We start from the raw sequence: 26450 nt of genomic DNA on the forward strand, positions 1-26450 counted from the left end.
GAGAAGAACAATGGCTGTTGAAGATAAAATGATTGATATCATCGTCGAGCAACTCAGTGTTGATCGCGACAAGGTCGTGCCGGGTGCCTCGTTTGTCGACGATCTCGGCGCCGATTCGCTGGACCTGGTCGAACTGATCATGGCCATGGAAGAGGAATTCGATGTCGAGATTCCCGACGAAGAGGCGGAGAAGATCGTCACCGTGCAGAACGCCATCGATTTCGTCAACAAAATCCAGGGCTGAAACGAGGCAAGAGCGTGAAACGACGGGTCGTTGTAACAGGAATCGGCTTGGTCACGCCGCTCGGCATCGGAACCGAGCAGACGTGGCAGGCGCTGATCAGGGGGCAGAGCGGAATCGGACCGATTAGCCGCTTTGACGCCTCCGATCAGGCCTCGCAGATAGCCGCCGAGGTGAAGGGGTTCGATCCCGAGGCATGGTTCGAGAAGAAACAAGTCAAAAATCTCGATCTTTTCGTGCAATACGCGGTCGCCGCCGCGGACCTTGCCTGGAAGAGCAGCGGCCTGTCGATCACCGACGACAACATCAACCGGGTTGGGGTTATCACCGGTTGCGGCATGGGCGGCCTGCCCACCATTGAAGAATACCATGGTGTGCTGCTCAACAAAGGGCCCCGCAAAATCACGCCGTTTTTCATCCCGAGGGTCATTCCCAACATGCCCTCGGGACACATTTCTATGCGGCTGGGATGCAAGGGCCCCAACCTGTGCATGACCACGGCCTGCGCGGCCGGCACGCACGCGGTGGGCGAGGCCTTCCGTCACATTGCCTACGGCGATTGCGACGCGGCGGTCACCGGCGGGGCCGAGTCGGTCATCTGCCCGCTGGCCGTGGGCGGGTTCAGCGCCATGAAGGCGCTTTCAACCCGCAACGACGATCCGACCGCCGCCTCCCGGCCCTTTGACCGCGATCGGGACGGCTTTGTCATCTCCGAGGGAGCAGGCATGATGGTGCTGGAAGAGTTGGAGGCGGCCAAGCGGCGCGGCGCCACCATCTACGCCGAGATCATCGGTTACGGCCAGAGTAGCGATGCCTACCATATCGCGGCGCCGCCCGAGGACGGCGAAGGCGCTGCCCGCTGCATGGCGGCGGCGCTGCGGGATGCCGGCCTCAATCCCGAAGAGATCGATTACATCAACGCGCACGGTACGTCCACGCCGCTCAATGACAAATGCGAGACTCTGGCGATCAAGAACGTGTTCGGCGATCATGCGTACAAATTGGCAATCAGTTCCACCAAATCGATGACCGGCCACATGCTGGGCGCCGCCGGCGGCATTGAGGCGGCCTTTACTGTCTTGAGCCTGTATCACGGCCTGTTGCCGCCGACCGCCAACCTGCATACGCCCGATCCCGATTGCGATCTGAACTATGTCCCCCTGGTCGCCCGGGAGCAGAAGATAACCACCGCCATGTCCAATTCGTTCGGCTTCGGCGGCACCAACGGCGTGGTGGTTTTCCGGCGTTTTGCCTGATTAGGCAGGAGGAGCGGGCATGCACATTGCGATCGGTTGTGACCATGGCGGCTTCGAGTTGAAAAAGGCGATCGTCCCGCTCATCGAACAGGCGGGGCACACGATTGTCGATCTGGGCTGTTTTTCAGAGGAATCGGTCGATTATCCCGAATTCGCCGACCGAGTCTGCACGGCCATCGGCGACGGGCGGTGCGAGCGCGGCATTCTGATCTGCGGCACGGGCATCGGCATGTCGATCGCCGCGAACCGATACCGCCACATCCGGGCTGCCCTGTGTCACGAGGCCTTTACCGCCCGCATGAGCCGGGAACATAACGATGCCAATGTGCTTTGCCTCGGTGCCAGGATTCTGGGAAGTGCTCTTGCCCAGGATATCGTCAGGGTCTGGCTGGCAACGGAATTTGCCGGCGGCCGCCATCTTCGCAGGATCGAGATGATGGGGTAGGCGGTCATTGGTTCCGAGAGACGTCCCAACCGGCATGCTTTTTCGCGAAAGCTGCCGGTTTTTTTGTTTGAGCGCCTTTGTTCTCCCGTTGAACCCATTGTGGGGAGTGTCATGAAGTGTCCATACTGCGGCCATCTGGACAGCCGGGTCATCGATTCCCGGATCAACAGAGACAAGACTATTACCCGGCGCCGCCGGGAGTGCGACGCCTGCCAGCGGCGGTTCACCACTTACGAGCGCATCGAACTGACCCTGCCCATGCTCATCAAGAAGGACGGCCGGCGGGAACCCTGGGACCGCGGCAAGATCGTCGCCGGTCTGGAGAAGGCGTGCGAGAAGCTGGCGGTGAGCATGACCGACATCGATGCCTTTGTCGACGCCATCGAGCAGAAGCTCCAGGACTACGGCGGCAAGGAGATTCCCACCAGCCAGATCGGGGAGTGGGTGATGGAGGCCCTGCCGGCCCTGGACGAGGTGGCCTATGTCCGCTTTGCCTCGGTTTACCGCCAGTTCAAGGATGTCAATGAATTCATGGATGAATTGAAGATCTTCCTCGGCGAGAAGGGCAAGCACTGAAATCGCGCATCCCATGCAGGACGAACAGCACACATACATGGAATTGGCCCTGGACGAGGCCCGCAAGGGCCTGGGGCGGACCTCGCCGAACCCGGCGGTCGGCGCGGTGATTGTCAACAACGGCGTGGTCGTCGGCCGCGGTTACCATAGGAAAGCCGGAACGCCCCATGCCGAAGTCAATGCCCTCATGGATGCCGGTGCCCAGGCGGCCGGAGCCACCCTGTATGTGACCCTGGAGCCCTGCAACCATACCGGCCGCACCCCTCCCTGCACCCAGGCCATTATCCGCAGCGGCATCGCCAAGGTGGTCATCGGCATGGCTGATCCCAATCCGCGGGTGGCCGGCGGCGGGGCCAGCTATCTGGTCTCCCAGGGCATCGAGGTATACAGCGGAGTGCTTGAACGGCAGTGCCGGGCCCTGAATCATCCGTTCATTAAACACAGCATCACGGGATTGCCGTGGGTGATCATGAAGGCGGGGCTGAGCCTCGACGGTAAAATCACCTTCCGGCACCGGCAGGGAGAGGCGATCACCGGTCCTGAAGCCGGACGATACGTGCATCGGCTCCGCAACGAGGTCGACGCCATCCTGGTCGGGGTGGAAACGGCGATCATCGATGACCCCAGCCTGACCACCCGGCTTGCCCGGGGGGAAGGCCGCGATCCGCTGCGCATCGTCCTCGACTCCTCGTTGCGCCTGCCGCCGGAGGCGCGGATGCTGCACCAGGCGTCCGCCGCCGAAACCTGGATTTTTTGCGGCGAAGGCGCGGAGCGGGAGCGGGAAGCCCGCCTGGCCGACAGAGGGGCACGAATATGCCGCGTTCCGGTCGACAGTGTCGGCCGGGTCGAGCTCGCGGCCGTGCTTTCCTTTTTGGGGGCCGGCAACGTCACCTCACTGCTTGTCGAAGGCGGCGCCCGCGTGCATGGTGCCTTTTACGGCCGGCATCTGGTCGACGAGGTGGTGTTGGTCTATGCGCCGTTCATTATCGGCGACAACGGCACGCCGCTGGTGCAGGGCCATTGCTTGGAGAGCCGGGCGCAGGCGCCGGTTCTGCGCGATATCTCCCTGCACCGGCTCGGCGACGATATCCTTCTCAGGGCGCTGACCGCGGCGCCCGGTCAGGATTGAAGAAGTTTCCTGATCTTCTCCCATTTCTGCCGCAGAACATCGCTATTGTCGAAACGAAGGCGCAACTCCACGCTCTCGTCTTCAAAGGAAGGGCTCGGCGCCAGCGTCACCCCTTCCGGCAGCTGCATGGCATCAACGAAGCGTTGAAAACGCGTTTCCATGTCTGTCCGTTGCGGCGAGACCGATGCGGCCAGGTGCTGGAGCAGCCCCTGCAACCGTTGAGGGGCATTGTCCTGCCTTGGTTCCGTTTGTTCCCATCCGCCAAGCAGTTCGTGCACTGACCTCTCGTGCCGCAGGCACAGTTCGGTCACCATCTCGACCAGTTTGAACTGTTTCGATCCGCCGGGACGATAGGCCTCGATCAGGTCGACTAGGGCGATCTGATCTTCAGGGGCGAGCAACCTGAGCAGCTTGCCGGTTTTGGGCGCGAGAATCCCCTGATGCAGGGCACGAACAGCGGCAGGAGAGAGGTCGAGCAGGGCGAGCAACTCATCGAGCAGGTAGCGCTGCGGTTTGTAGCCCATCAGGGGAAGAAGGGACAACAGTTCGTCGTGGCTTAGTTGCTGACACGCCTGCCGGAGCAGATGCGCCTGCACGATCGGGCTGGCAGGGGGAGATGCCGCCTGCTCGTAGTGAATTTGCAGGGAAAAGCGGGAAAGCGATGACACCGTCCGGGGCAAAACGCGGCAGAGGACTTGGTCGCTGCCCAGGGCGGCGAGTGCCCGGTATGTCGGGTAATCCGCCAGAAGCTGGTAGCGCTGCGGCTGCTCTTCCCGGACCAGCAAAGGGGTTGTCTGGCCGAATTGCCGGATGCGCTCAAGCAGCACCACCCCGACCGGCCCATCGGCGAGGGACGGAAGGAAGGGGGCGGTGCACTCAATCTGCTCACGCTTGATCGTCTGGAAGTTGGGTTCGGGTGGCATCGCAACTGGAAACAAAAAATTCCGGGGCCGGCCCGGGGGAGAGCTGGCGGCCGGCAACGAGAAAATAAAAAAGGCGCCTGCTGTGCGCGGGCGCCTTGGCAAGGCAGCTGGAAAAAAGCTGGCGTTATTTGGAATTGATGCGGGATCGCAATATGCCCGACGGTTTGAAGGTGACCACCCTTCGCGCTTCCAGGGTCAATTCGCTACCGGTTTGCGGATTGCGGCCCCGACGGGATTTTTTGTCCTTGATGTTGAATTTGCCGAATCCGCTCAACAGAAGATCTTCGCCGGTGATCAGTGACGATTTGGAGAGGGAAAGGAACGTCTCAACGGAATCCGTGGATTGCGATTTGGTCAGGTTGGGATGGGTCTTGTACACCTGCTGCACCAGATCAGCCTTTGTCAGGGTCATGTTCTTACCTCCAGGAGAACTCGCAGTGAACGAACCATGTCGTACAGTCGTTCATATAATAGGAAGTAATACAGCAGGTTGTCAACATAGTTTATACAAGAAAAGAAAAGGCGGCCCGGCCGGCGAACTGAGCGGCCGCCCCCAGTTCCTCCTCAATGCGCAGGAGCTGGTTGTATTTTGCCACCCGATCACTGCGTGACGGTGCGCCGGTTTTGATTTGTCCGGCGTTCAGGGCCACCGCCAGATCGGCGATGGTGGCGTCTTCCGTCTCGCCCGAGCGATGGGAAATGACGGCCGTGTACGAGGCCCGGTGCGCCATGGCAACGGCATCGATGGTTTCGGTCACCGAGCCGATCTGATTGAGCTTGATCAGAATGGAGTTGGCGATGTTCCGGGCAATGCCCTGCTTGAGGATACTGGTGTTGGTGACAAAGATATCGTCGCCGACCAATTGAATTTTATCGCCCAGCACCTTGGTCAGCTGCTGCCATCCGTCCCAGTCCGACTCATCGAGGCCGTCTTCAATGGTGATGAGGGGGTATTTGTTCACCCAATCGGCATAGAAGTCGATCAACTGCTCAGATGTCTTCCTGGGAGTGGCCTCCGCCCCCAGGACATAGACCTTGTCGTCGGCGGAATAAAATTCGCTGGCAGCGGCATCGATGCCGATGAAGACATCCTTGCCTGGGACATAGCCCGCCTGCACGATCCCTTCGAGGATCGCTTCCATCGCTTCTTCGTTGGAGCGCAGGTTGGGGGCGAAGCCGCCCTCGTCGCCGCCGGCGGTTTGTAGCCCTTTTTTCTTCAGGACGGCTTTGAGGGCGTGAAAGGTTTCGGCGCCCATGCGCAGAGCCTCGGCAAAGGAACTAGCGCCGGCGGGAAGGATCATGAATTCCTGGATGTCGACGTTGTTGTCGGCATGAGCCCCGCCGTTGAGGATATTCATCATAGGCACAGGGAGGACCTTGGCGTTGACACCGCCGAGATAGTTGTACAGCGGCAACTCGAGTTCGGTGGCGGTGGCCTTGGCAACCGCCATGGAAACCCCGAGAATGGCGTTCGCCCCCAGATTCTCCTTGTTCGCGGTTCCGTCAAGCGTCAGCATGGTGCTGTCGATCACCACCTGCTGCGACGATTCGAAACCGAGCAGGGCCGGGGCAATGCGCTCGTTGACGTTCTCGACCGCTTTGAGCACGCCCTTGCCGTTATAGCGTTTGTCGCCGGTGTCGCGCAGCTCCAGGGCCTCGCGCGTGCCGGTGGAGGCACCCGAAGGAACGGCCGCCCGGCCCATGGCGCCGGTTTCGAGATGGGCTTCGACCTCGACGGTCGGGTTTCCCCGAGAGTCGAGAATTTCTCTGGCATGGATGCCAATGATTTCACTCATGATAGTATCTCCGAACGTGTGGACGTTTCGCGGTCATTACACCACGCTGGCGATCTTGAATATCGGCAGGTACATAGCAACGACCAGCCCGCCGATCATGCCGCCGAGGAAAACCATCATAAAGGGCTCGATCATGGCGGTCAAGTTTTCAACGGCCTGATCGACCTCCTCGTCGTAAAAATCCGCGATTTTTTCCAGCATGGCATCCAGGGCGCCCACCGATTCGCCGACATTGATCATCTGGACAACCATGTTGGGAAACACACCCGATTCTTCGAGCGGTTCAGCGATGGCCCGTCCTTCGGCGATGCTTTCGGCAACCCGGATGACTGACCGCTCGATGACTTTGTTGCCCGAGGTCCGGGCAACCACTTGCAACGAATCGAGAATCGGCACCCCGCTTTGCAGCAGGGTGCTCAAGGTTCTGGTGAACTTGGCGACCGCGACCTTGCGCACCAAGGGGCCGATGACCGGCGACCAGAGGATCATATGGTCCATTTTCAGACGGCCCTTCTCAGTACTGTATATTTTTTTGACAACCCAGACCAGCGCAACGATCGCGAGGATGATGAAGATGATGTTTGATTTGAAGAAGTTGCTCAAATTGATGACCAACTGGGTCGGCGCCGGCAGCGTCGAGCCGAAATCCTTGAACATCTTGTCGAAAACGGGAACTACAAAGATCAGGATGACCGCCAGGATGAGCATCGAGATGCCGAGGCAGATCGAAGGGTAGGTCATGGCTCCCTTGATTTTTTTCTGCAGGGCCATGGATTTTTCCTTGAAAGCGGCCAATCTCGACAGGATCGTGTCGAGAATACCGCCCAGTTCGCCCGCTTCGATCATATTTGCATATAAGCTGTCGAACACTTTCGGGTGCTTGCGCATGGAATCGGCGAGGGTCGTACCTGTTTCGACATCGCCCTGGATGGAAGTGATGACGGTTTTGAAGGTGGGATTGCTCTGCTGTTTCCCCAGGATCTGCAGACACTGCACGAGCGGCAGACCCGCATCGATCATGGTGGAGAGCTGGCGGGTGAAGATGACGATGTCCTTGCCGGTGACCTTGGGCTTGAAGAGCTTGACGTTTTCGAGGAGATCCTTGGGCTTGGGCTTGATGGTCGGATTGTCGATCCGCATCCGTCTGAGTTGGGCGCGTGCGCCCGCTTCGTCGACGGCTTCGATTTCACCCTTGCGTTTTTCGCCAAAACTGTTCTTTCCCTTCCAAACATAGATCGGCATGAAGAAATCTCCGGGCACATTCCTGAAGGTTTGCAAGAAGTATCTCGGATAAGCTGTTGACAGATACCGGGATAGTTTTTATAAATATCGCCCTCAAGCACCATGATGATGGTGCATGTACTATCAATTGTATGGAAGATTTTTTTCTGGTTCAAGAAAAAGTTTATTTTTTTTCAGGAGTTGGCACTATGCAAGCGAGCAATGCGGCTAAATTCGCCGAGGGATCGTTTCTGCCGGTTATTGAGCAGTGCAACGGTTGTGAACGGATCGTCGAGGCGGAAGGAGGGCGGTTTTGCGATGCCTATACGAATCCGGCGGCGAAATGGCGGTTAGGCATCTGCAATTTTGCCACCCATGCAAAACCGGAAGTGAAGGTGGTCAAGATTCGCGTCAATCCGTTGAAGGCCGCAAAACGGGCTTCCCGCCGGAAATAAGCGCTGCCCGTTTTCCGCAGCGGGGAATGTTGTCTGGACGGTCTCTGCTATCTGACCGTTACGCCCACTGCGGCATTGTTTCCATTCGTGCCATCGTCTTCTCCCCGATTTCCCTCCGATCCGGAGCGCAAAGAAATCGGGGAGTTTTTTTCTCGGGCCACATCAATGTGATGGCGTATCTGCCGCTTGAGATGCGGGGGGGGGGGCGTTGTAGCGGTTGCCGAACGGTTGTGCCGGCTGGGTGATCGTTTCTGTTCGCCGCCGTTTCCTGGCTCGGATCAGATGTCCTTCTCCGCATGTCCAGATCGCGCAAGAATCGGGAAAAGCCCCCCCGGCGGGCGTTCCGTGTGCCGCATTCTCTCCTGCCTGCCTACGGTTGCCGCGAACCGAACAGGGCCGTCCCCACTCGGACAAGCGTCGCTCCTTCCTCGATCGCGATCGAGTAATCGTTGGACATGCCCATGGACAGATCGACGCGGGTATTGTCCGTGAAGAGGTTGAGAGTGGCGAGCCGTTGGGCCAGTTGCCGCAATTCCCTGAAATAGGGCCGGCTTTTTTCCGGATCGGGAAAATAGGGGGGCATCGCCATCAGGCCGAGAACGCGGAGGCTGGTTTCGCCGGCAACCCGACTGAGCAGCGCCTCGGCCTCTTCGGGAAGCACGCCTGATTTCTGCGGTTCCCGGCCGATGTTGACCTGAACGAGGATCGACAGGTTTTTGTGCAGGGAACGGGCGTGGCTGTCCAGAGCGACCGCCAGTTTCCACCGGTCGACCGTTTCGATGACCTCGAAGAGTTCCGCGGCCTGCCTCGCCTTGTTGCTCTGGAGGTGTCCGATGAAATGCCATTGGAGAGCGGCCGGCAGGAGCGGAATTTTACTGGCGGCCTCCTGGAGATAATTTTCGCCGAAGACCATCTGGCCGCTGTGGACGGCTGCCAGGATCGGCTCGACGCCGACCGTCTTGCTGACGGCCACCAGTTTGACTTCCTCCGGGCGTCTGCCGGCCTTCTTGGCCGACCGGGCGATGGTGGCAAGGATGCGGGCAAGATTATCTCGAATCATGGTCGTCGCGGGTGAGTTGAAAGAGCCGAACAGCGTTTGCAGTGGTGGCTCTGGCCACGTCGTCGAGGGAAACCGCTTTGAGATCGGCCACTTTCTGCGCCGTCAGCAGGACCAGTTTCGGTTCGTTGCGTTTGCCGCGGTAGGGCACCGGCGCCAGATAGGGGCCATCGGTTTCCAAAAGCAGGTGCCGGAGATCGATGGTGCGCACAACCTCCTGCAGGGTATGGGCATTGGCAAAGGTGACCACCCCGGGGATCGAGATCAAAAAGCCGAAATCGATCATTTCCTCGGCCAGCCGCAGGTCACCCGAGAAGCAATGCATGACGCCTCCCCTGGGAAAGGGGCCGGCCTCCTTGATCAGGCGGCACACGTCCTCGTGGGCCTCGCGGTCGTGGATGACGACCGGCAGGCCAAGTTCCCCGGCAAGATGGAGCTGGTCGGAAAAGGTCCGCAGCTGTACCTCGCGCGGGGCATAATTCTTGACGTAATCAAGCCCGATTTCCCCGTACCCGACCACATGCCGGTGCGCGGCCAGGTCGGCTAGCCGGCGCAGGGTTTCGGGGGTGGCCTGGTGAGCGTCGTGGGGATGAACGCCCACGGTGGCGAAAATGGAGGGAACGCGCTCGGCAAGGGACACGGCCGCCTGGGAACTGGGCAGGTCGATGCCGATGGTGACGATGCGCCTGACGCCGTGTTCGGCTGCCGATAGGAGCACGCCGTCCAGGTCGGGCCCATAGTCGCTCATGTCGAGATGGCAATGAGTGTCGACGAGTTCCGATTGCGCTGAAAGTTCGGGAAGCGGTGCGGTGCGTGGGACTGGTTGCATGGGGAATGTAAGGGGGTGTTCTGCTTGTCGATGTCTGAATAAAACGGAGCCGGACCGCTCGGGCAACAGGGCCGCGTGTCCCGGCGGCGAACAGTGGCAATGTATCATAGATGAATGTTTGTTGACATTAAAACCTTTATTTTTTACAACTGGTTGTCATGGTTTTCTTTTTCGCCTTTTCCCCGTTGAAGCCGGGGGCGCTGTCTGCCGGATACGGACCATTTCCCCCCTCTGGCGGAGGGGACGGCTGCCAGGATCGCGCATGATGGGCAGATGAAAAGGCGGGAAGAAAAACAGGCGGCCGCTGGATGTTCCTGTTTCCAGGGGCAATCCCGGCAAGAGGCCGATGTTGTTTCCTTGAACCGAAGGGAGATGTCAGATGCAGAAACGTAATGGTATGCAATGGATGCTTTTTATTGGCATGGCGTTGGTGCTTGCGCTCACCGGCTGTGCTGCAAATAGGACCGTGGTGGGCTCCGATACCTCCGGGCTGCCCCAACTGAGCAATTTTGCTGATGATATCAGAGATATAACGCTCCCGACCGAACTTGAGTGGGATCGGAAGAATTCGATGGTCATCAAGACCGAATCGTTCCGGGGCGGCATTTTCACCTACAAGGGGCGGGCGGAACTCATGTCGCTCAAAGACTACATGGTTGCCTCGATGCAGGACAACAAATGGCGGCTGGTGGGCGAGACCGCTTCCAAAGATATCATGCTGGCCTTTGTCAAGCCCAACAAGACCTGCATGATGGTGATCGCCGAAGGCGTCCTCGGCAGAACCGAACTCAGGCTGTACGTGGCCATCGACAAGACCGGTGGCGCCAACGCGACGCACGATTCCTTCATGCAATGATGGCCGCATGATAGGTTTGCACGGGAAACGGATCCTCCTCGGCGTCACCGGGTCCATTGCCGCCTACAAGGCGGCGGAATGGGTGCGGGAGCTGGTCAAGGAGGAGGCCGTGGTCACGGTTGCCATGACCGAGGCGGCCGAACGGTTTGTGGCGCCGCTCACCTTTGCCGCCTTAAGCGGCCAGGCCGTGCATCGCGACATGTTCGACGCGGCGCCGGACCGGGTCATGGCGCACATCAATCTGTCGCGGGAGGCGGACGTCATCCTGGTGGCGCCGGCCACGGCCCAGACCCTTGCCCGACTCGCCCATGGCATGGCGGACAATCTGCTGGCGACGGTTGTCCTGGCCGCTCGCATTCCCGTGGTCATCTGTCCGGCGATGAATTCGTTCATGCTGAACCATCCCGCCACGCAGGACAACATCCGCCGCCTGGAATCCTTCGGCTACCATATCGTGCAGCCGGGCAGCGGCGAACTCGCCTGCGGTGAGATCGGCGACGGCCGGCTGGCCGATTGGGATGCGGCCAGGGAAACGCTGCTCTCGCTATTTCAGCCCGACGACCTCAGGGGGAAGACGATCCTGATCACCGCCGGCCCGACGAGGGAGGCGCTGGACCCGGCTCGTTTTCTCAGCAACCGCTCCAGCGGCAGGATGGGGTTCGCCCTGGCGCGCACGGCCCGGCGCAGGGGCGCCGAGGTGGTCCTGGTTGCCGGCCCGGTCCATCTGCCCGATCCGCCCGGGATGGAGGTCATTCGGGTGACTACGGCCGAGGAAATGCGGCAGACGGTTGCCGGGCGGGCGCGGGCAGCGGATATCGTGGTCAAATCCGCTGCGGTGGCCGATTTCAGGCCCTCGGCCTATGCGGCCCATAAAATCAAGAAGACGCAGCAGGACCTGCGGCTCGAACTGGTCAGGAACCCCGACATCCTGGCGGAATTGGGCGCAAATCGCTCTCCCGGCCAGATTTTGGTCGGCTTTGCCGCCGAAAGCCGGGACCATGCCGGCGAGGGCCAGAGAAAGCTGCGGGGAAAAAACGTGGACCTGATGATCGTCAACGACATCCTGGGGGCGAGAACCGGATTCGACGTGGAAACCAACCAGGTGAGCTTGATCGATTGTCGGGGGACAACGACCCTGCCGCTGCTCTCCAAGGAGGAAACCGCCGACAGGATCTGGGATGCGGTCGTGCGGCTGCGAGACGGACGGTCCGGCGATGGAGAATAGGCGGATACCGGTGCGCCCATGCAGATAAGCCGGTCCGAGCAGAAGAGAAGGGTCAAGGAAATCGAGCAACTCGTCGCCGAACTGGTACGCCTGCCGCCGCAGACCCTGAGGCAGGCACAGGTTCCGGATGAATTCAGGCAGCTGCTCCTCGAGGCGGCCGCGTTGCGGGGGGGCGTCCGGCAACGCCAGATTAAATATCTGACCAAGATGGTGCAACAGTATCCGCTTGAAGGGTTGTACGACCTGATCGGCCGGCATCGCGGCAACGCGCTGGCGGCGCGGAAACAGATGCACGCCCTGGAGTTCTACCGCGACGCCCTGATCAACGAGGCCCTGGAACAACAGGAACGCTGCCGGCAAAGCGGCAACGATTGGGAGGAACAGTGGACGGGCGAGACCCTGTCCGCCCTCCAGGCCGAGATGCCGGAAATAGACCCGCTCGCCCTTGCACGGCTCGCCGCCCTCTTTGCCCGCACCCGAAACCCCCGCTACAGTCGAGAAATTTTTCGCTATCTCCGATCGATCCAGGAGATGCGGCAACGGCAGGGCAACCGCTCCGGAAAGGAATAGGCCGGAGTGCCGTGCGGCGGCCGGTGTATTTGCCGCCGACCTCCGGGCCGCTTTTTTCTGACATCGGCGATTCCCGCTTTCTTCCCTCCGGGGCCGATCACTGTCGGTCAGTCTTCCTTCCGTATCTTGCGGGCGTAGGTGGCGGCCTCCATGCCGGCGATGCATCCTTCGCCCACCGCCTTGGCCATCTGATACGGAGGACCGACAATATCGCCCGCCGCATAGATGCCGGGGACATTGGTGGCCATGTGCCGGTTGACCGCAATGTATTTGAACGATTCCGTATCGAGCTGAACGCCGATCTGGGTGGCCAGTTCCAGAGCACCCTTGGAACCCAACTCGATGAAGACCCCTTCGGTCTCCAGCGTTTGGCCGCTTGCCAACAGGAGGGAATGAACCATCCGCTCGCCGATGATCTGCTTGATCGAGCTGTGGATGCGTTCCACCTTGCTTTTTTCCAGCCGGTTGAGCAATTCCTTGGAGACATTGAGTTCTTCCGCAACCAGATAGACCTTGGCGGCGTAGTCGAGGAGCGTCAGGGCGCCGTCCACGGCGGCGCTACGGTCGCCGGTGACGGTGACGACCGCTCCCCGGTAGAAATTGGCGTCGCAATCCACGCAATAGGAAACGCCCCGGCCGGACAATTCCTTCTCGCCGGGAACATTGAGCTTCTTCTTCGCGACACCCATGCAGAAAATGAGGGAGCGGGCGGCAATGGCGCCGCCGCCTTCCAGTTCGAGATGGAAGAGATCCTCTGCCTGGGCGATGCTCAGTACGTCTTCGGCGGAGATCTCGGTACCGAACCGTTGGGCCTGCTCCACGCCGAGCCGCAGGAGGTCGCCTCCGGAAGAGACGCCGGGAACAAAGGCGTAATTTTCGATATGGGCACCGTGCAGGGCCGAGTTTTCAACGCGTCCCAGCATCAGGACCCGGGTCTTCTTTCTGGAGGCGTGAATGGCGGCCTGAACACCGGCAGGCCCCGTGCCAATGATGACAACATCGTATGTCTGAACGGACATGTGCAGTTCCTCAAGATTGAAAAGTGGGAAAAGGACTCGGGCGAGCCGTCGTGACTGTCGGCGATCAAAGAATACTTGGAGATGTGTACCCCATCTCCAGATCGAGGTCGACAGATTTATTGATTTCGTATATGATTTAAGGTTATTGTAATCAGCTTTTCCGGTCGGTGCGGCCCCTGCATCGAAGGCAGACCAACAGTGGTGCAACGTTCTCCTTTGGCCCGCTTGCAGAATGTGCCGCTTACGGCGGGGTATAGGCTGCAGAGCGGGTCGCGTTTTTTGCATCGCGGCACGGCTGGTGCTGCGGCCCCAGGCGGAGGTCGCTTTCCGCTCACGGGTGCCGCGCGAGATGAACATCAACAACAAGGAACGTCGTGGAGTTTTCTATTTTTGAAATTATGAAACACGCCGGAATGATGGGCAAGCTGATCATGTTCATCCTGCTCATTTTTTCGGTGATTTCATGGTCCATCGTCATTATGAAATTTCTCGTTCTCAGAAAGGCCCGCAATGCTTCCCTGGATTTTCTCGATGCATTCTGGGAGAGCAAAACACTGAACGAAGCCTACGAGGCGGCGCGCGAATTCCCCCTCAGCCCCGAGGCCACCGTTTTTGTCGCCGGCTACAACGAGTTGAAAAAAATCAGTGCCGCGCGCAGCAGCGGGCAGGTGCCGGCCACCCTGGAGATGCAACTGGCCACCATGGACAATCTCAAACGGGCCGTCCGCAAGGCGCAGTTCCTTGAATCCGACCGCCTGTCCAGTTCGATTTCGATTCTCGCCACCACCGGCAGCGCCACACCGTTTATCGGTCTGTTCGGCACTGTCTGGGGGATCATGGCCTCCTTTCAAGGGATCGGCGAGCGGGGATCGGCTTCGCTGGCCGTTGTCGCCCCCGGTATCTCGGAAGCGCTCGTCGCCACGGCCGCCGGTCTCGCCGTTGCCATCCCCGCCGTCATCTTCTACAATTATTTTGCCAACAGGGTCGCCGAGTTCGACTCCAACGTGGAGAGCTTCAGCACTGATTTCATCAACCTGATCGAGCGAGATATCCTCACCAGGACGTGATCGTATGGGACCGTTAGGAAACAACAGGGGAAAGCGTGGGCTGGTCGCCGACATCAACGTGACGCCGTTGGTCGACGTCATGCTGGTGTTGCTGATCATTTTCATGGTCACGGCGCCCATGATGACCCAGGGGCTGGAGGTCGATCTGCCCGAGGCGACAACCAAGGCGCTCCGGCAGCAGGAGGAACCCCTGGTGGTGACCATCAAGAAGGAAGGCGATGTCTACCTCAAAAAGGAAAGAATGACCCCCGCCTCGTTACAGCAGCAGCTGCGGGCCATGCCACCCGAAACGAAAAAAGAGGGCATTTATCTTCGTGCCGACAAGAACGTCCCGTATGGCGTGGTCACCTCGACCATGGCCGACATCCACGCCGCCGGTTTCGATAAACTGGGAATGATTACCGTCCCGGCCGAAAAAGACAAGTAAGAGCGACTGGCTGGACATCCGTGCAGTATAGAGAGACGGAATTTTACCTTCTGCAGCAGGAGGCTGACCGACGCTGGTGGCTGGCGTGTTCGTTGGCCGTTTGTGTGCATGTCGCCGTTGTGCTGACGGTCGCGTTCATGCCCCCGCTGTTTGAGAGCCGGGCGATCGTTGAGGAGGTCGTTTCCGTCAGCCTGGTTGCCATGCCCGATACCGGAGGAACTCCGGCGGCATCGGCTCCTGCGGCTGCCTCCAATCCCGCCAAGCCGGCCGCCGAAAAGATGGAGCCTCCGCCTCCTCCCCCGCCACCACCGCCGGAACCGGCGGCACCACCGGAACCGGTGGCCCCTCCCGAACCGCTTGCGCCCACGCCCAAGGAAAAGGTCGCGGTTCAACCCGAACCCGTGGCTCCCGAACCCGTGGAGTTGAAAGACCCGATCTCGTTGGCACCCGAAAAACGCAAGATCAAGAAGGTGCAGGATACCAGGCTGGAGGAGGAGAAGGTCAGGGAGCGCGAACTGGAGCAGCGCAAGCAGGAGGAGCGCGAACTGCAGAAAAAGATCGAAGAACGCAAGCGGGAGGCCGAGCAGCGCAAGCAGGAGGAACGCGAACTCCAGAAAAAGATCGAGGAGCGCAAGCGGGAGGCCGAACGCAAGGAAGCCCTGCGGCGCGAGGAAGAGCGGAAGAAAGCCCTTGCCCAGGCCCGACTCGAACAGATCAGGGCCGAAAACGAGGCGCGTGCCGCCGCTGCCGAAGCCCGCGAGTTGGCGGCCCAGGCAAACGCCGCTGCCGCCGCCGCCGCTGCGGTGCGTGCCGATGCGGGCCGCAGGACGCAGGCCATGCAGAGTGCCGTCACCGGTGGCTCCTCGGGGCGGCAGCAGGCCCAGTCGATCGTCGAGCAAACCTATTGGGGAGCGGTGGCTCAGCGGGTCAGGGAACGTTGGGTGCTGCCGGAGATGCGCAAATGGGATGCGAGCCTGCTTGCCCTGGTGTCGATCACCATCAACAAGAACGGCGAGGTCACCCAGATCCAGTTCGACCAGCGCTCAAAGGATCCGCTTTTTGATCAACTCGTGGAAAAGACGATCAGGAGCGCTGCGCCAATGCCGCGTTTTCCGGCGCTGATGCAGCAAGAAACGACTGAAGTCGGGTTTAAATTCAGACCCGGTGAACTTGGCAATATGTGAGAGATCGTGTATATCTGGAAATACTTTGCCCGATTTTTTCCCTTCCCCTTTTTTCTTTCGGTGAACGGTTATGACGTTTAAACGACATGTTGCGATGATTCTGACGCTTGTCGTCTGTTCCTTTTTTTGTCTGCTGGCCGGGGAAGGCAAGGCCGAGCGGGCCTACTTCGACATCACCGCCTCGGAGTTGCGGAAAATCATGGTGGCGGTTCCCGCCTTCTCAGGCGACGGCCAGGGACCGGCGGTGACGCAGCTTTTGAGTAAGGGATTGGCCCTGCACAGTTTTGTCAGCGTCATCGATTCGAGCCGCTACGGCGGCGGCAGGGATGCGGACTGGAAAAGCCTGGGAGCTGATTTCGTCGTCATGGGCAAGGTGGGGCCTGATCCCGCCGGTATGATGATCGAGGGGCAGATCCTCGATGTGGCCAGCAACAAGCTGCTGGCTGGCCGCCGCTACAAGGGGAGCGCCGATCAACTCGAAGAGATGACCCTGAGGCTGTGCGATGCCCTGATCGAGGATTTCACGGGCGAAATGGGCGTCGCCCGAACCCGCATGGCCTATATCTCCGATGCCACCGGCCGGAAGGAGGTGTATGTCAGCGACATCCTGGGACGCCATCCCCGGCAGGTGACCAGCCACCGTGCCCTGTGCGTTTCCCCCCGATTCACCCCGGACGGCAATTTCCTCACCTATTCGACCTATCACCGCGGCAACCAGGATCTCTACATCACCGACCTGCGGCAGAGCAGCACCACCACGTCCCTTTCCCGGCGCAAGGGGCTGAACCTGGCGCCCGCGTTCACACCCGATGGTCGCAGCATGGTGGTGACTTTGAGTCAGAACGGCAACCCCGATTTGTACCTCATGAACCGCCAGGGCGAGATTCTCAAGCAACTGACGTCCGGCGCCGGCATCAACGTTTCCCCCTCCTTCTCGCCCGACGGGCAATCGATGGCCTTTGTCTCCGACCGCAGCGGCAGACCCAATGTGTACGTGATGAGTCCCGTGGGCGGACAGGCGAAACGGCTGACTTTCAAATATTCCGAAAACAGCGAACCGGTATGGTCGCCCAAAGGGGATGAAATCGCCTTTACCGGTGGGCAGGGCGGCGTTTATCAACTGTTCGTCATGGACCGTAACGGCGGCAATGTTCGTCAATTGAGCAGTGGCGGCGGGAGCTATGAATCGCCCACCTGGTCGCCGGACGGTCGGTTGATCGCTGTCAGCCGCAAGAGCGGCAGCCGGTCGGAGATCTGTGTGGTCAGCAAGAACGGCAAGGATATCCGGGTGCTCTTCACCATGAAGGGCAACCAATCCTATCCTCAATGGTCCGGCCGACTGCCGTGACCGGCGACTGGCCCGAACCCAACAGTATGACACACTACTGTCTTCATAGGTAAGCAGAATGGTGGTTGTTTCCTCGAAGAAAGGGAGCTTGACTGCAATGAAAAGCCTGAAACATATCGCAATGGCCGGTTGTTCGCTGCTTCTGTTGACGCAGTGCGCGACCCAGGATGAGGTGCAGAGCCTGCAACGGCAGCTTCGCTCGATGAATCAAAGACTTGAAGATGTGAGGACCAACGCGGTCGACCAGATGCAGCGCCGGCAGGCCAGTTCGGTGAGCAAACTCGATCAGGTCGAGGACGAAACGTCACGCATCAGATCGAGTATTGAAGAAAATACGAGTCAGAACATGCAGTTCCGCGATCAGATCAATCAGGAACTCGCCAGATTGCAGTCTTCGCTCGACAACACGAAATCCGGTCAGGATGCCAGGATCGCCGAGCTGACCCAGAAGGTGGCGGTACTTGAGGAAAAACTGGCCTTGGTCAGTGAAAATTTCAGCAAGGCCCAGCAGGAGAGGATCACGGAAGCCGAGAAACGGGCGCAGGCCGCTGCACAGAGGGCCGAAGCGGCTAGGCAGAAGGCGGCGCAGGCGAGCACCGCCGCTTCGCAGTCTCCGGCGTCTTCTTCGTCCCCGGCCGCTCCGGCGACCGGTGTCGTCAAGGTGAGTCCGGACAGCAAGAAGACCAAGGTCGCTTCTGCGGCAACGACCTCGGCCACTCCGGAACCGCCTCCTGCGAAGCAGGCCGCCGCCGCTTCGTCCAAAACAACGACCGCTCCCGCGCCGGAGAAACCCGCCCCGGAAAAAGCTGCCGCCCCGGCCGCCGCTTCGTCCTCGGACCCCTTCTCCAGCGGCATGGGCCAGTTCAAGGACAAGAAATACAAAGAGGCTTATAAATCGTTCGAGCAATCCCTTGCCGCCAACCCCAATGGCAGCCAGGCCGCCAAGTCGCTTTATTACATGGGGGAAAGTCTCTATAATCAGGGCGAGTACGATCTTGCCATTCTCGATTATCAGAAGGTGATTTCCAACCACGGCAAAGATGCCCTGGCTCCGAGTGCCCTGCTCAAGCAGGGGATGTCCTTCGAGAAACTGACCGACCACGAGACGGCCAAGATCATCTACAAAAAACTGATCAGCGACTATGGCAGCAGTTCCGAAGCCGCCCAGGCCAAGGAGCGGCTCGGCAAGCTGTAAGATTGGCATCGGGAAAGACGAAACAACGGCTCGATAACCTGCTCGTTGTCCGGGGACTGGCGACCGACATCGCCACGGCCCGCCGATTGATCGGCGCCGGTATCGTTCTGGTCGACACCCGGGTCTGCGACAAGGCCGGCCAGCTTGTGGCACCGGACAGTCCGCTCACGGTCAAGGTGACATCAAGGTTCGTCAGCCGGGGCGGGGAAAAGCTTGACGGTGGACTGCGTGCCGCCGGCATCGACCCCCAGGGTTGGGTATGTGCCGATATCGGCTGTTCGACCGGCGGTTTTACCGACTGCCTGCTGCAGCACGGGGCGCGCCGGGTGTACAGCGTCGACGTCGGCTACGGCCTGCTCGATTGGAGGCTGCGGCAGGACGGCCGGGTGGTTGTGCTCGAGCGCACCAATGCCCGCTATCTGACCTGCGAGCAGGTAGCCGATCCCCTTGATCTGGCCGTTATCGACGCCTCGTTCATCTCCCTTGAACCGCTCCTTGCCCCCCTGTTGCCGCTGTTTGGCGATTTCGTCCGTCTTTTCGTCCTGGTCAAACCGCAGTTTCAACTGCCGCGCGAAGCGGTGGGGCCGGGAGGGATCGTCAGCGATCCTGACCTGCACCGACAGGCGCTCGCCATGGTGCAGCGATTCGGCGAATCGCTCGGTCTGCGTTGCGCGGCTATGGTGGCATCCCCGGTCCGGGGAACGAAAGGCAATCAGGAATTTTTCATGCTGTTGACCGGCCCCGCCGGTCCTGCGCAAGAAGAAATAAAACCCGTGAAAGAAAAAGGAGAGGAGTGATGGTTCGGTCGTGGGGAAAAAGCGTTTCGATGGCAGTGCTGGCAACGGTCTTTGCCGTAAGCAGTGCCTGCGCCACCGAATATGTGAGCGTGGTGAAGGACGGAGTCAATCTGCGTTCGGCTCCCGGCACCGATGCCGAGATCCTGTTTCAACTGCCGCTCGGCTATCCCCTGGAGGTACTCGGCAAGGAAGGGCAATGGCTCAAGGTGAGCGACTACGAAGGCGACAAAGGTTATATTCAGGAGTCGCTGGTCGGCAAGACCCCCCATGTCATCGTCAAGACCAAGGAATGCAAGATCTACAGTGGCCCCGGAACGAAGGAAAAAGTAGTCGGCAACGGGGTGCGGGATGTCATTTTGCAGAAAGTGGAGCAAAAGGGCGACTGGATCAAGGTCACGCATCCCAGCTTGACCGGCTGGGTCCACAAAAATTCCGTCTGGCCGTGAGCGTTGCCCGATGACGATCGAGCACCGTTCGGATTGATCCGGCAAAATCGACCGGCAACCGCACCTCCTGCCCCGCCTTGTTGCGGAACAGCAGGTGTCGCTGCCGGAGCCCGAACAGGAAGAGATTGCGGGTTATTTCCACATCCTTCCGGCAATACGCCGCCAGTTTGTCCATTTCGCCCTGCCTGAACCAGCGCAAGGCATCCAGGCCGTCGCCCTCTTTCCGTATCCCCAGCGTGGTCGCCGCCACCCTGTCCAGGCTGAGCCTGTAGCCCAGTTGTCCGGTGATTGCCTCCAGCAGGTCGAAGGACGGCAGCAGGCCGAGATCGTGGCGGGTATAAGCCGAAAGCACCTTGTTGTCGAAGCGTTTGTTGTTGAAGCCCACCACCAGATCGAGCCCTTGCAGCCGCTCGACCAGTTTTTCGATATCGTCTTCGGTGAAGACGGTGAAGCGTTGCGTCGCCCCCTCGAACAGCACGGCCACGCTGATCCGCATCAGGTCGGCCCGGTGCCAGCCGCCTACTTCCTGCGCCGATTTTTGCGTTTCCACGTCAAAAACGCCGTAGTTCTCCGGCAGGGTAAACGGACGGTCGACCGGTTCGGGCCGCGGCATGGGCGCGCTCGCCCGCGCCATTGTCGGCTGTCCCTGCGGCAGCCGTTCCAGGAGAAAGAGACAGGCCCCTTTGTCGATGGGACGGTTGCCGGAGCCGCACTTCGGCGAGTGGACGCAGGAGGGGCAGCCGAACTCGCACGGACAGCCGGCCACGGCCCGGCGGGTTTGCGCCAGCAGTTCGGGCATGCGGGCAAAGGCCCTGGCGGTCAACCCCATGCCGCCGGCATAGCCGTCGTAGACGAACACCGCCGGTCCCTCCACCTGGTGGTGCCAGGGGTGCGAAATGCCGCCGAGGTCGTTGCGGTCGCACAGCACAAAAAGCGGCATCATGCCGATGAGGGCGTGCTCCATGGCATGGATGCCGCCCATGAAATGGAGGCGGGCCGCTTCCATCTGTGCCTGGAGCGGGGCCGGAATCTCGATCCAGAATCCTTCGGTCTCGAAGCATTGGGCCGGCAGCTCCAGCGGAATGCGGGCGATGATCCGCAGGCTGCGCTGGGCGATTCTGTGGTAGCCGGTGATCCGCTCGGTGACGCGCAGGGTGCCGAAATGGATGCGGGTCGCCCCCAAGTGCAGGGTATCGCGTACCGCCACGATCTCGGTGTTTTTCTCGGCCGTGACCCGGGTGAAGTAGGGCGGGGTGACCGGAGTCGCCAGGATTTCCCGGCCTTCCAGGTCCAGACTGTCGATGTGGTAGGTCCGGGCCATGTGCAGGTAGATGGCGCCGGGATGGCATTCCCGCAGGGCCCGGTGGGCGTCGATTTCGCCCAGCGGCCGCCGGTGGGGCTGTTCCCATATAGTCAGGGTGACTCCGCCGCCCCGGAGGTTGACCTGGCGCTGCGGATAGGTCCGCGGCGAAAACCAGGTGGCCCCGTCCGCCGACTGGAGAAGGCGGCCGCTTTGGGTGAGCCGGTCGATCAACCCTGCGGCCTGCCCGGATTGCAGCAGCGGATCGGCAGCGGTGAGCGGCAGTTCGGCGGCGGCGCAGACCATTTGGGGGCCGGCGATATGCGGGTTGTCCGGGTTCATGGTCACCGGCTCCACCGGCCGGGAGAAAAAATCCTCGGGGCTGCGCATGAAATGCTGATCCAGAGCATCCTCGTGCCCGATGAGCACCACCAGTGATTCCCGGCCGCCGCGGCCGACCCGACCGGCCCGCTGCCAGGTGGCCATCATCGAGCCGGGATAGCCGACCAGGATGCAGATATCGAGGTCGCCGATGTCGATCCCCAACTCCAGGGCCGAGGTGGAAATGACCCCGAGCAGGCTGCCGCTGGCCAGCTTTTCCTCGATGGCCCGGCGCTCTTCCGGCAGGAATCCGGAGCGGTAGGAGGCGATCAGCCCCTTGCGCTCCTTGAGCCGATGCCCGGTCCACATGGTGATCAGCTCGGTCATCTTGCGCGACTGGCAGTAGACGATGGTCCGCAGGCCCCGGCTGATCGCGGCCTCGAGGAGCTGGGTGGCGCTGGTGGCCGCCGAATCGAGCGGATTGAGCAGCAGGACATGGCGGGCGGCATGGCCTGCGCCGGAACGGACGACTTCGCTGACCGGTGCGTCGAGCAGCAGCCGCGCGTGTTCGCCGGGGTTGCCGATGGTGGCCGAGGCGAGGACAAAGACCGGGTCGGCACCGTACAGGCGGCAGATCCGTTGCAGCCGCCGCAGCACCCAGGCCACGTGCGAGCCGAAGATGCCCCGGTAGGTGTGGACCTCGTCGATGACCACATGGTGCAGGTTGCTCCAGAAGCTGGCCCAGCGGTCGTGATAGGGGAGCATCGCCAGGTGGAGCATGTCCGGGTTGGTGATCAGCACTGGAGGTGTCATCTCCCTGATTTTCCGGCGCTGGTAACCGGAGGTGTCGCCGTCGTAGATGGCGGCGACGGGCCGCTCGCCCCGGATGGTCTCCGGCAGAAGGTGCCAGAGGTGCCGGGCGGTTTTGAGCTGATCCTGAGCCAGGGCCTTGAGGGGAAAAAGATAGAGCGCCTTGGCGTCCGGCTCCCGGAGCAGGGTGTGCAGCACCGGCAGGGTGTAGATCAGGCTCTTGCCCGAGGCAGTGGGCGTGGCCACCACTGTGTTGCGGCCGGCCAGGACATGGGCGATGGCCTCCTGCTGATGGGTGTAGAGCCCCTGCACGCCGGCATCCAGCAGGAGACGTTGAAGTACGTCGGCCAGGCCATCGGGCGGGACGATGACCGGTGCCGAAGCCGCGACCGTCCGATGGGCCACGACCTGCGGCCCGAACTTGCCCGAACCCTTCAGGGCGGCGATATATTCCGCTACCGTGCCGTTTTCCCGATCCGGGGCGGGCTTGCTACCATCTGTTTGCATCATGGGAGAAAAAAATCTTGCCTATCCGCCGTTGAAAATGTAATTGACCTCGTTGTAGTTCTTTTCCGGAGTTATCTCGCATTCCGCGCTTTTTCTTTCCTGGAATACCTACATGCGCAGCATCGGCTGAATGCGTCGCCGCCGCTCTTCGCGCCGATGCCACCCGCCGCGACCGGCCCGGCCGGTGCGGCAACCATGCCTCAACCCGCGCAGGAACAGTGTGCAATGAAAACGATCGCCACCCTCGGCCCGGAACATTCCCAATCATGGCAGGCCGCCGTGCAGTACGACAGCGGGGCAGACATTCGCCTCTATCCGCACGTCAAGGCCCTGCTCGATGCCTTTGCCGGCCGCGAGGTCGAGTACGCCGTGCTGCCGGTGTATAATACCCGCGAAGGGGAAAAGAAACAGTATTTCCGTTTCTTCGACCAGATCAAGTCCGGGTACTGGATCGACAACGTCATCCTGCACTCCAGCCTTTCTTTGGGCGTATTCGACGAGGAGGCTGCCAGCGAAGACCTGCGCCTGCTGGTGGGCAAGCGCGAGGCGTTCAACCAGTGCGAGGAGTTCATCGAAAACCGGCTGCCCGGCATCACCGAGATGAGCGTCCAGGATATCGAACAGACCGTGGCCGACCTCCGCCGGAGCGGGCAGGTGCGGGGCACGGCGGTGATCGACAGCGCCGAGGCTCTCAACGCGCTCGGCCTGCGCATCGTCGAGCGCGAGGTCGCCCCGCACAACCGCACCCGCTACGCCGTGCTCGGCCACGACCTTGCGCCCGTGACCGGCTACGACGCCACCACGCTGATCACCGAGCCGCTGGACGACCGGGTGGGCATCCTGGTCGACATTCTCAGCGAGTTTTCCCGGCGCGGCATCAACATCGCCGACATGCGCACGGAAAACGATATCAAGACCCAGAAACTCCGCATCTATCTCGAAGCGGAAGGCCATATCCGGACCGATATCCTGGCCAGCGCCCTGGCGCACGTCGAGTCGCGGGTCATCCAGCAGCAGGGCATGATCCGCGTCCTGGGCAGTTTCCCCAGGGTCGACATGCGGACCAAATACATAAAATCGTTCGGCTTCATCGGCACCGGCGCCATGAGCAGATGGTTCACCAAACGGCTGGAGAGCGAGGGCTACGAGGTCCTGCTCACCGGACGCACCACTGCCCTGCGGCCGGAGCGGATGGTGGAGCGGGTCGATGTGGTGGTGGTCTGCGTGCCGATCTCGGTCACCTCGGCGACGGTGCGCCAGTACGGTCCGCTGATCGGGCCGGGCAAGGCCCTGATCCTGCTGGCCGGCGAGTCGGAGGAAACCATCAGGGCCGCCCTGGATGCGACCAACGGCGAGGTCGAGGTCATGCTGGTGCACAACCTCTGGGGACCTCAGGCCGCCACCATGAAGGACAAGAACGCCATCGTGGTGCGCACCCCGCGCAGCGGCATGTTCTGCAGCGAATTCGAGGCGTTTCTCTACAAGCACGGGGCGGACATCTACCACGATTCTCCCTCCAAGCACGACCTGCTGATGGGCATCGGCCAGAAGCTGCCCACGCTGATCTCGGTGGCCCTGGCCATGACCCTTCACGACAACGACATCACCAGCGAGGATATCGCCAGCCATTGCACCCTGACCTCGCTCTATCCCATCCTCGCCATGTCGCGGGTGCATTCCCAGAATTCGCGCACCTATGCCGAAATCATGTCGACCGCCGGCGACAGCCGCAAGATCGTCATCGATTTCGCCAGAAATCTGGACCGGGTGATCCGCATGGCCGACGCCGCCTCTATTGCCGACCTCTGCGCCCTGGTCGACAGCAATGCCGAGCATCTGAGCGAGGCCTTTCTCCAGGCCCGGATGGAGCAGGCCAAGGCGGTCGACGACGTGCTGGGACGGATGATTTGATCGCGCCGGTTGACCCTCCCAGGGGCAATGGTTACCCTACGGCCATGAATCATCCCAAGAAAAGAACGTTCGCGTTGCTGGTGCTTTTTGTTCTGTGGTGCGCCGTGGTCCTGCTCCAGTCCGCCACGCGCTCCGGCCCCGGCTGAGCCGATTCGATCGCGCCGCCGGTCGGCGGTCCGCCATGCCCTCTGCCCCAGGCGGAGGGCCCCATTCAATCACATTGAGGAGCCAGAAAATTCATGCTGTCCACCCTGTTGCGATACATCGAAGAAAAACATTACTGCCCGCATTGCAGCGGCGACCTGACCCTGTGCCACGCGCCGCCCGTGCATGTGGGGGACGGCTTGGGCTGGGGCTCGGAATATCTTTTCATCTGCCTGAACGACACCTGCCCGCTCTTTGTCAAGGGGTGGGATTATATCGCCAACCACTACGGCCATGTCGGCTCGTATCGGTACATGGAACTCCCCAACTCCAAGGAGACCTACAACATGATGGTGGTCACCAGGGAGGCCTTTACCGGCAGCGTCGTCGACATCGAGGCGATCAAGCGCCAGAATGAGCGCTATCAGCGCCAACAGGAGGCCCTGGCCGCCCTGGATGCATGTGTGGAGCAGAAGCAGCTCGCACCGGTGCTGACGGTTCTCCTTGATGATTCGGTCCGGATCGACGACCGCAAGCGGGCCGTCGAACTGCTGGTCCCCTTGAACGATACCGCCTGCGTCGAGCCGTTGCGCAACCATGCCTTCAAGGACCCTCATCTGGAGCAGGAGGTCAACCTGGCCATCGGCCAGATCCTGGCCAACCATTTCCTCAAGGAATGCCCGTACTGCGCCGAGCTGATCAAGGCCAGGGCCACGGTCTGCAAGCACTGCCAGCGGGAGCTGGCAACCTGACTTTCTGCTTGCGAAAAAGAGGGCATACGAGTATATAAGCGCACGTTTGCGTGGTGAGCGTAGCTCAGTTGGTGGCAGCACCGGGTTGTGGCCTCGGAGGTCGTGGGTTCAAGTCCCATCGCTCACCCCATTCAATAGTCTAAAGAAGTCCAAAGAAGTATATAAACCCGCTTTCTGACAAGGAAAGCGGGTTTTTTGTTGTCCAGGAAAGTCTGTTGGAATCCATCGGTGTCCGAAAGAGAAACGTGTAGGATCATGGGTAGCAGGTCGCACCTGGTGTTGGTCTACACGTCTTTTTGATTTATATTTCTGAATTTCTGTTCTAAAATAGAAAAATATAGAGTTGTCCCGTAGCGGATCCTCTGTACGCTTTTTTGAAGTAATGCATTGAAATATCGTTTTAAAATCAGTAGCAGCGCGCTGTTCCGGGTTATTTAAACGTATTGAGGTGTTAATATGTCGATAACAGGAGAGAAATTGTTATCGGACTCTGCGGTCCGAAATGCTAAGCCGAAAGAAAAAATTTATACTCTCCGGGATGGGGGTGGACTTTCTTTAGTGATTATCTATAAATAATCATGACCTTGTTCAGGACAATCATGGCGGCTGCCAATGTGTTGAGTGCAATGTACGAGAGATCTGT

26 protein-coding genes and 1 tRNA gene are annotated in these 26450 nt (G+C 60.5%); 19 read left to right on the forward strand and 8 right to left on the reverse strand.

Annotated elements, in window-relative coordinates; all coding sequences use genetic code 11:
* Positions 1–10 precede the first annotated feature (10 nt).
* The 5 genes from acpP (at position 11) to ribD (ending at position 3647) form a co-directional block, all read left to right on the forward strand.
* Positions 11–244, forward strand: a complete 234-nt coding sequence (gene acpP / locus Q362_RS0110025) for an acyl carrier protein (protein WP_028318578.1) — start codon at positions 11–13, stop codon at positions 242–244.
* Between the two features lie 14 nt (positions 245–258).
* Complete coding sequence (fabF, locus tag Q362_RS0110030) at positions 259–1497, forward strand: beta-ketoacyl-ACP synthase II (RefSeq protein WP_028318579.1); 1239 nt, start codon at positions 259–261, stop codon at positions 1495–1497.
* Positions 1498–1516: 19 nt separating this feature from the next.
* The gene (gene rpiB / locus Q362_RS0110035; protein ID WP_028318580.1) at positions 1517–1942 is read left to right on the forward strand and encodes a ribose 5-phosphate isomerase B; all 426 of its coding nucleotides are present in this window, start codon (positions 1517–1519) and stop codon (positions 1940–1942) included.
* Between the two features lie 111 nt (positions 1943–2053).
* Positions 2054–2518 (forward strand): transcriptional regulator NrdR, encoded by a 465-nt coding sequence (nrdR, locus tag Q362_RS0110040; RefSeq protein WP_028318581.1) that lies wholly within the window; start codon positions 2054–2056, stop codon positions 2516–2518.
* Between the two features lie 13 nt (positions 2519–2531).
* Entirely contained in the window at positions 2532–3647 is a 1116-nt protein-coding gene (gene ribD, locus Q362_RS0110045; RefSeq protein ID WP_028318582.1) for a bifunctional diaminohydroxyphosphoribosylaminopyrimidine deaminase/5-amino-6-(5-phosphoribosylamino)uracil reductase RibD, read from the forward strand.
* On the opposite strand, the gene Q362_RS0110050 is transcribed toward ribD, so the two are convergent.
* From Q362_RS0110050 to Q362_RS0110065, 4 genes are all read right to left on the reverse strand, one after another.
* Positions 3638–4570, reverse strand: a complete 933-nt coding sequence (locus Q362_RS0110050) for a ParB N-terminal domain-containing protein (protein ID WP_028318583.1) — start codon at positions 4568–4570, stop codon at positions 3638–3640. The two genes, ribD and Q362_RS0110050, sit on opposite strands and share 10 nt — an antisense overlap.
* 124 nt (positions 4571–4694) lie before the next feature.
* Positions 4695–4982 carry an integration host factor subunit alpha gene (locus Q362_RS0110055; protein WP_028318584.1) on the reverse strand — a complete coding sequence of 96 codons (288 nt, stop codon included), beginning with the start codon at positions 4980–4982 and terminating at the stop codon, positions 4695–4697.
* Positions 4983–5073: 91 nt separating this feature from the next.
* Positions 5074–6366, reverse strand: coding sequence for a phosphopyruvate hydratase (gene eno, locus Q362_RS0110060; RefSeq protein WP_028318585.1), 1293 nt, complete (start codon positions 6364–6366; stop codon positions 5074–5076).
* Between the two features lie 36 nt (positions 6367–6402).
* A complete protein-coding gene (locus Q362_RS0110065; RefSeq protein ID WP_028318586.1) occupies positions 6403–7608 on the reverse strand; it encodes a type II secretion system F family protein in 1206 nt (401 codons plus the stop codon).
* 56 nt (positions 7609–7664) lie between these two features.
* On the opposite strand from Q362_RS0110065, the gene Q362_RS0110070 reads away from it, so the two are divergent.
* Positions 7665–8042, forward strand: a complete 378-nt coding sequence (locus Q362_RS0110070) for a PxxKW family cysteine-rich protein (RefSeq protein ID WP_245590198.1) — start codon at positions 7665–7667, stop codon at positions 8040–8042.
* Positions 8043–8412: 370 nt separating this feature from the next.
* Here the strand turns inward: Q362_RS0110070 and Q362_RS0110075 are convergent, their stop codons facing one another.
* Together Q362_RS0110075 and Q362_RS0110080 are read right to left on the reverse strand one after the other, a co-directional pair.
* Entirely contained in the window at positions 8413–9102 is a 690-nt protein-coding gene (locus tag Q362_RS0110075; protein ID WP_028318588.1) for a YggS family pyridoxal phosphate-dependent enzyme, read from the reverse strand.
* A complete protein-coding gene (locus tag Q362_RS0110080) occupies positions 9089–9928 on the reverse strand; it encodes a TatD family hydrolase (protein WP_028318589.1) in 840 nt (279 codons plus the stop codon). The genes Q362_RS0110075 and Q362_RS0110080 overlap by 14 nt, the downstream gene beginning before the upstream one ends.
* A gap of 379 nt (positions 9929–10307) precedes the next feature.
* On the opposite strand from Q362_RS0110080, the gene Q362_RS0110085 reads away from it, so the two are divergent.
* The 3 genes from Q362_RS0110085 to Q362_RS0110095 are packed head-to-tail and all read left to right on the forward strand — an operon-like array spanning position 10308 to position 12579.
* Positions 10308–10784, forward strand: a complete 477-nt coding sequence (locus Q362_RS0110085) for a hypothetical protein (RefSeq protein ID WP_028318590.1) — start codon at positions 10308–10310, stop codon at positions 10782–10784.
* Between the two features lie 7 nt (positions 10785–10791).
* Positions 10792–12009, forward strand: coding sequence for a bifunctional phosphopantothenoylcysteine decarboxylase/phosphopantothenate--cysteine ligase CoaBC (gene coaBC / locus Q362_RS0110090; RefSeq protein ID WP_028318591.1), 1218 nt, complete (start codon positions 10792–10794; stop codon positions 12007–12009).
* Between the two features lie 18 nt (positions 12010–12027).
* On the forward strand, positions 12028–12579 hold the full coding sequence (locus Q362_RS0110095; protein ID WP_028318592.1) for a DarP family protein: 552 nt from the start codon (positions 12028–12030) through the stop codon (positions 12577–12579).
* Positions 12580–12686: 107 nt separating this feature from the next.
* Here the strand turns inward: Q362_RS0110095 and Q362_RS0110100 are convergent, their stop codons facing one another.
* Positions 12687–13598 (reverse strand): NAD(P)/FAD-dependent oxidoreductase, encoded by a 912-nt coding sequence (locus Q362_RS0110100; RefSeq protein WP_028318593.1) that lies wholly within the window; start codon positions 13596–13598, stop codon positions 12687–12689.
* Between the two features lie 374 nt (positions 13599–13972).
* On the opposite strand from Q362_RS0110100, the gene tolQ reads away from it, so the two are divergent.
* The 7 genes from tolQ (at position 13973) to Q362_RS0110135 (ending at position 20062) form a co-directional block, all read left to right on the forward strand.
* The gene (gene tolQ / locus Q362_RS0110105; protein WP_028318594.1) at positions 13973–14665 is read left to right on the forward strand and encodes a protein TolQ; all 693 of its coding nucleotides are present in this window, start codon (positions 13973–13975) and stop codon (positions 14663–14665) included.
* A 4-nt stretch (positions 14666–14669) separates the two neighbouring features.
* Positions 14670–15092, forward strand: a complete 423-nt coding sequence (gene tolR / locus Q362_RS0110110; protein WP_028318595.1) for a protein TolR — start codon at positions 14670–14672, stop codon at positions 15090–15092.
* Between the two features lie 20 nt (positions 15093–15112).
* Positions 15113–16276: a cell envelope integrity protein TolA gene (gene tolA, locus Q362_RS0110115; RefSeq protein WP_084312545.1), complete on the forward strand. Its 1164-nt coding sequence runs from the start codon at positions 15113–15115 to the stop codon at positions 16274–16276.
* A gap of 94 nt (positions 16277–16370) precedes the next feature.
* Positions 16371–17624 carry a Tol-Pal system beta propeller repeat protein TolB gene (tolB, locus tag Q362_RS0110120; protein ID WP_051554078.1) on the forward strand — a complete coding sequence of 418 codons (1254 nt, stop codon included), beginning with the start codon at positions 16371–16373 and terminating at the stop codon, positions 17622–17624.
* 97 nt (positions 17625–17721) lie between these two features.
* The gene (gene ybgF / locus Q362_RS0110125; protein ID WP_028318598.1) at positions 17722–18819 is read left to right on the forward strand and encodes a tol-pal system protein YbgF; all 1098 of its coding nucleotides are present in this window, start codon (positions 17722–17724) and stop codon (positions 18817–18819) included.
* 2 nt (positions 18820–18821) lie between these two features.
* Positions 18822–19616 carry a TlyA family RNA methyltransferase gene (locus tag Q362_RS20130; protein WP_035216297.1) on the forward strand — a complete coding sequence of 265 codons (795 nt, stop codon included), beginning with the start codon at positions 18822–18824 and terminating at the stop codon, positions 19614–19616.
* A 29-nt stretch (positions 19617–19645) separates the two neighbouring features.
* The gene (locus tag Q362_RS0110135; protein WP_169737404.1) at positions 19646–20062 is read left to right on the forward strand and encodes an SH3 domain-containing protein; all 417 of its coding nucleotides are present in this window, start codon (positions 19646–19648) and stop codon (positions 20060–20062) included.
* On the opposite strand, the gene Q362_RS0110140 is transcribed toward Q362_RS0110135, so the two are convergent.
* On the reverse strand, positions 20010–23003 hold the full coding sequence (locus Q362_RS0110140) for a DEAD/DEAH box helicase (RefSeq protein WP_245590200.1): 2994 nt from the start codon (positions 23001–23003) through the stop codon (positions 20010–20012). The two genes, Q362_RS0110135 and Q362_RS0110140, sit on opposite strands and share 53 nt — an antisense overlap.
* 222 nt (positions 23004–23225) lie before the next feature.
* Here Q362_RS0110140 and Q362_RS0110145 point away from each other — a divergent pair, with 222 nt between their 5' ends.
* The 3 genes from Q362_RS0110145 to Q362_RS0110155 all read left to right on the forward strand — a co-directional run bounded on the left by Q362_RS0110145 (position 23226) and on the right by Q362_RS0110155 (position 25937).
* Positions 23226–24911: a prephenate dehydratase domain-containing protein gene (locus Q362_RS0110145; RefSeq protein ID WP_028318601.1), complete on the forward strand. Its 1686-nt coding sequence runs from the start codon at positions 23226–23228 to the stop codon at positions 24909–24911.
* Between the two features lie 239 nt (positions 24912–25150).
* Complete coding sequence (locus Q362_RS0110150; protein ID WP_028318602.1) at positions 25151–25807, forward strand: zinc ribbon domain-containing protein; 657 nt, start codon at positions 25151–25153, stop codon at positions 25805–25807.
* A gap of 53 nt (positions 25808–25860) precedes the next feature.
* Positions 25861–25937: transfer RNA gene (locus tag Q362_RS0110155), tRNA-His, on the forward strand.
* The last annotated feature ends 513 nt before the right edge of the window (positions 25938–26450 follow it).

Source organism: Desulfobulbus elongatus DSM 2908 (assembly GCF_000621145.1).
Lineage (GTDB): Bacteria > Desulfobacterota > Desulfobulbia > Desulfobulbales > Desulfobulbaceae > Desulfobulbus > Desulfobulbus elongatus.

What these genes read in the sequence shown, in the direction of transcription:
- Q362_RS0110150 (WP_028318602.1), top strand. Translation starts at nt 25,151, where the DNA reads ATGCTGTCCACCCTGTTGCGATACATCGAAGAAAAACATTACTGCCCG.
- Q362_RS0110080 (WP_028318589.1), bottom strand. Translation starts at nt 9,928, where the DNA reads ATGCAACCAGTCCCACGCACCGCACCGCTTCCCGAACTTTCAGCGCAA.
- tolB (WP_051554078.1), top strand. Translation starts at nt 16,371, where the DNA reads ATGATTCTGACGCTTGTCGTCTGTTCCTTTTTTTGTCTGCTGGCCGGG.
- Q362_RS0110135 (WP_169737404.1), top strand. Translation starts at nt 19,646, where the DNA reads ATGGCAGTGCTGGCAACGGTCTTTGCCGTAAGCAGTGCCTGCGCCACC.
- rpiB (WP_028318580.1), top strand. Translation starts at nt 1,517, where the DNA reads ATGCACATTGCGATCGGTTGTGACCATGGCGGCTTCGAGTTGAAAAAG.
- Q362_RS0110095 (WP_028318592.1), top strand. Translation starts at nt 12,028, where the DNA reads ATGCAGATAAGCCGGTCCGAGCAGAAGAGAAGGGTCAAGGAAATCGAG.
- Q362_RS0110055 (WP_028318584.1), bottom strand. Translation starts at nt 4,982, where the DNA reads ATGACCCTGACAAAGGCTGATCTGGTGCAGCAGGTGTACAAGACCCAT.
- Q362_RS0110075 (WP_028318588.1), bottom strand. Translation starts at nt 9,102, where the DNA reads ATGATTCGAGATAATCTTGCCCGCATCCTTGCCACCATCGCCCGGTCG.
- Q362_RS0110065 (WP_028318586.1), bottom strand. Translation starts at nt 7,608, where the DNA reads ATGCCGATCTATGTTTGGAAGGGAAAGAACAGTTTTGGCGAAAAACGC.
- Q362_RS0110100 (WP_028318593.1), bottom strand. Translation starts at nt 13,598, where the DNA reads ATGTCCGTTCAGACATACGATGTTGTCATCATTGGCACGGGGCCTGCC.
- ribD (WP_028318582.1), top strand. Translation starts at nt 2,532, where the DNA reads ATGCAGGACGAACAGCACACATACATGGAATTGGCCCTGGACGAGGCC.
- nrdR (WP_028318581.1), top strand. Translation starts at nt 2,054, where the DNA reads ATGAAGTGTCCATACTGCGGCCATCTGGACAGCCGGGTCATCGATTCC.
- Q362_RS0110050 (WP_028318583.1), bottom strand. Translation starts at nt 4,570, where the DNA reads ATGCCACCCGAACCCAACTTCCAGACGATCAAGCGTGAGCAGATTGAG.
- coaBC (WP_028318591.1), top strand. Translation starts at nt 10,792, where the DNA reads ATGATAGGTTTGCACGGGAAACGGATCCTCCTCGGCGTCACCGGGTCC.
- tolR (WP_028318595.1), top strand. Translation starts at nt 14,670, where the DNA reads ATGGGACCGTTAGGAAACAACAGGGGAAAGCGTGGGCTGGTCGCCGAC.
- ybgF (WP_028318598.1), top strand. Translation starts at nt 17,722, where the DNA reads ATGAAAAGCCTGAAACATATCGCAATGGCCGGTTGTTCGCTGCTTCTG.
- Q362_RS0110140 (WP_245590200.1), bottom strand. Translation starts at nt 23,003, where the DNA reads ATGATGCAAACAGATGGTAGCAAGCCCGCCCCGGATCGGGAAAACGGC.
- eno (WP_028318585.1), bottom strand. Translation starts at nt 6,366, where the DNA reads ATGAGTGAAATCATTGGCATCCATGCCAGAGAAATTCTCGACTCTCGG.
- Q362_RS0110085 (WP_028318590.1), top strand. Translation starts at nt 10,308, where the DNA reads ATGCAGAAACGTAATGGTATGCAATGGATGCTTTTTATTGGCATGGCG.
- Q362_RS0110145 (WP_028318601.1), top strand. Translation starts at nt 23,226, where the DNA reads ATGAAAACGATCGCCACCCTCGGCCCGGAACATTCCCAATCATGGCAG.
- acpP (WP_028318578.1), top strand. Translation starts at nt 11, where the DNA reads ATGGCTGTTGAAGATAAAATGATTGATATCATCGTCGAGCAACTCAGT.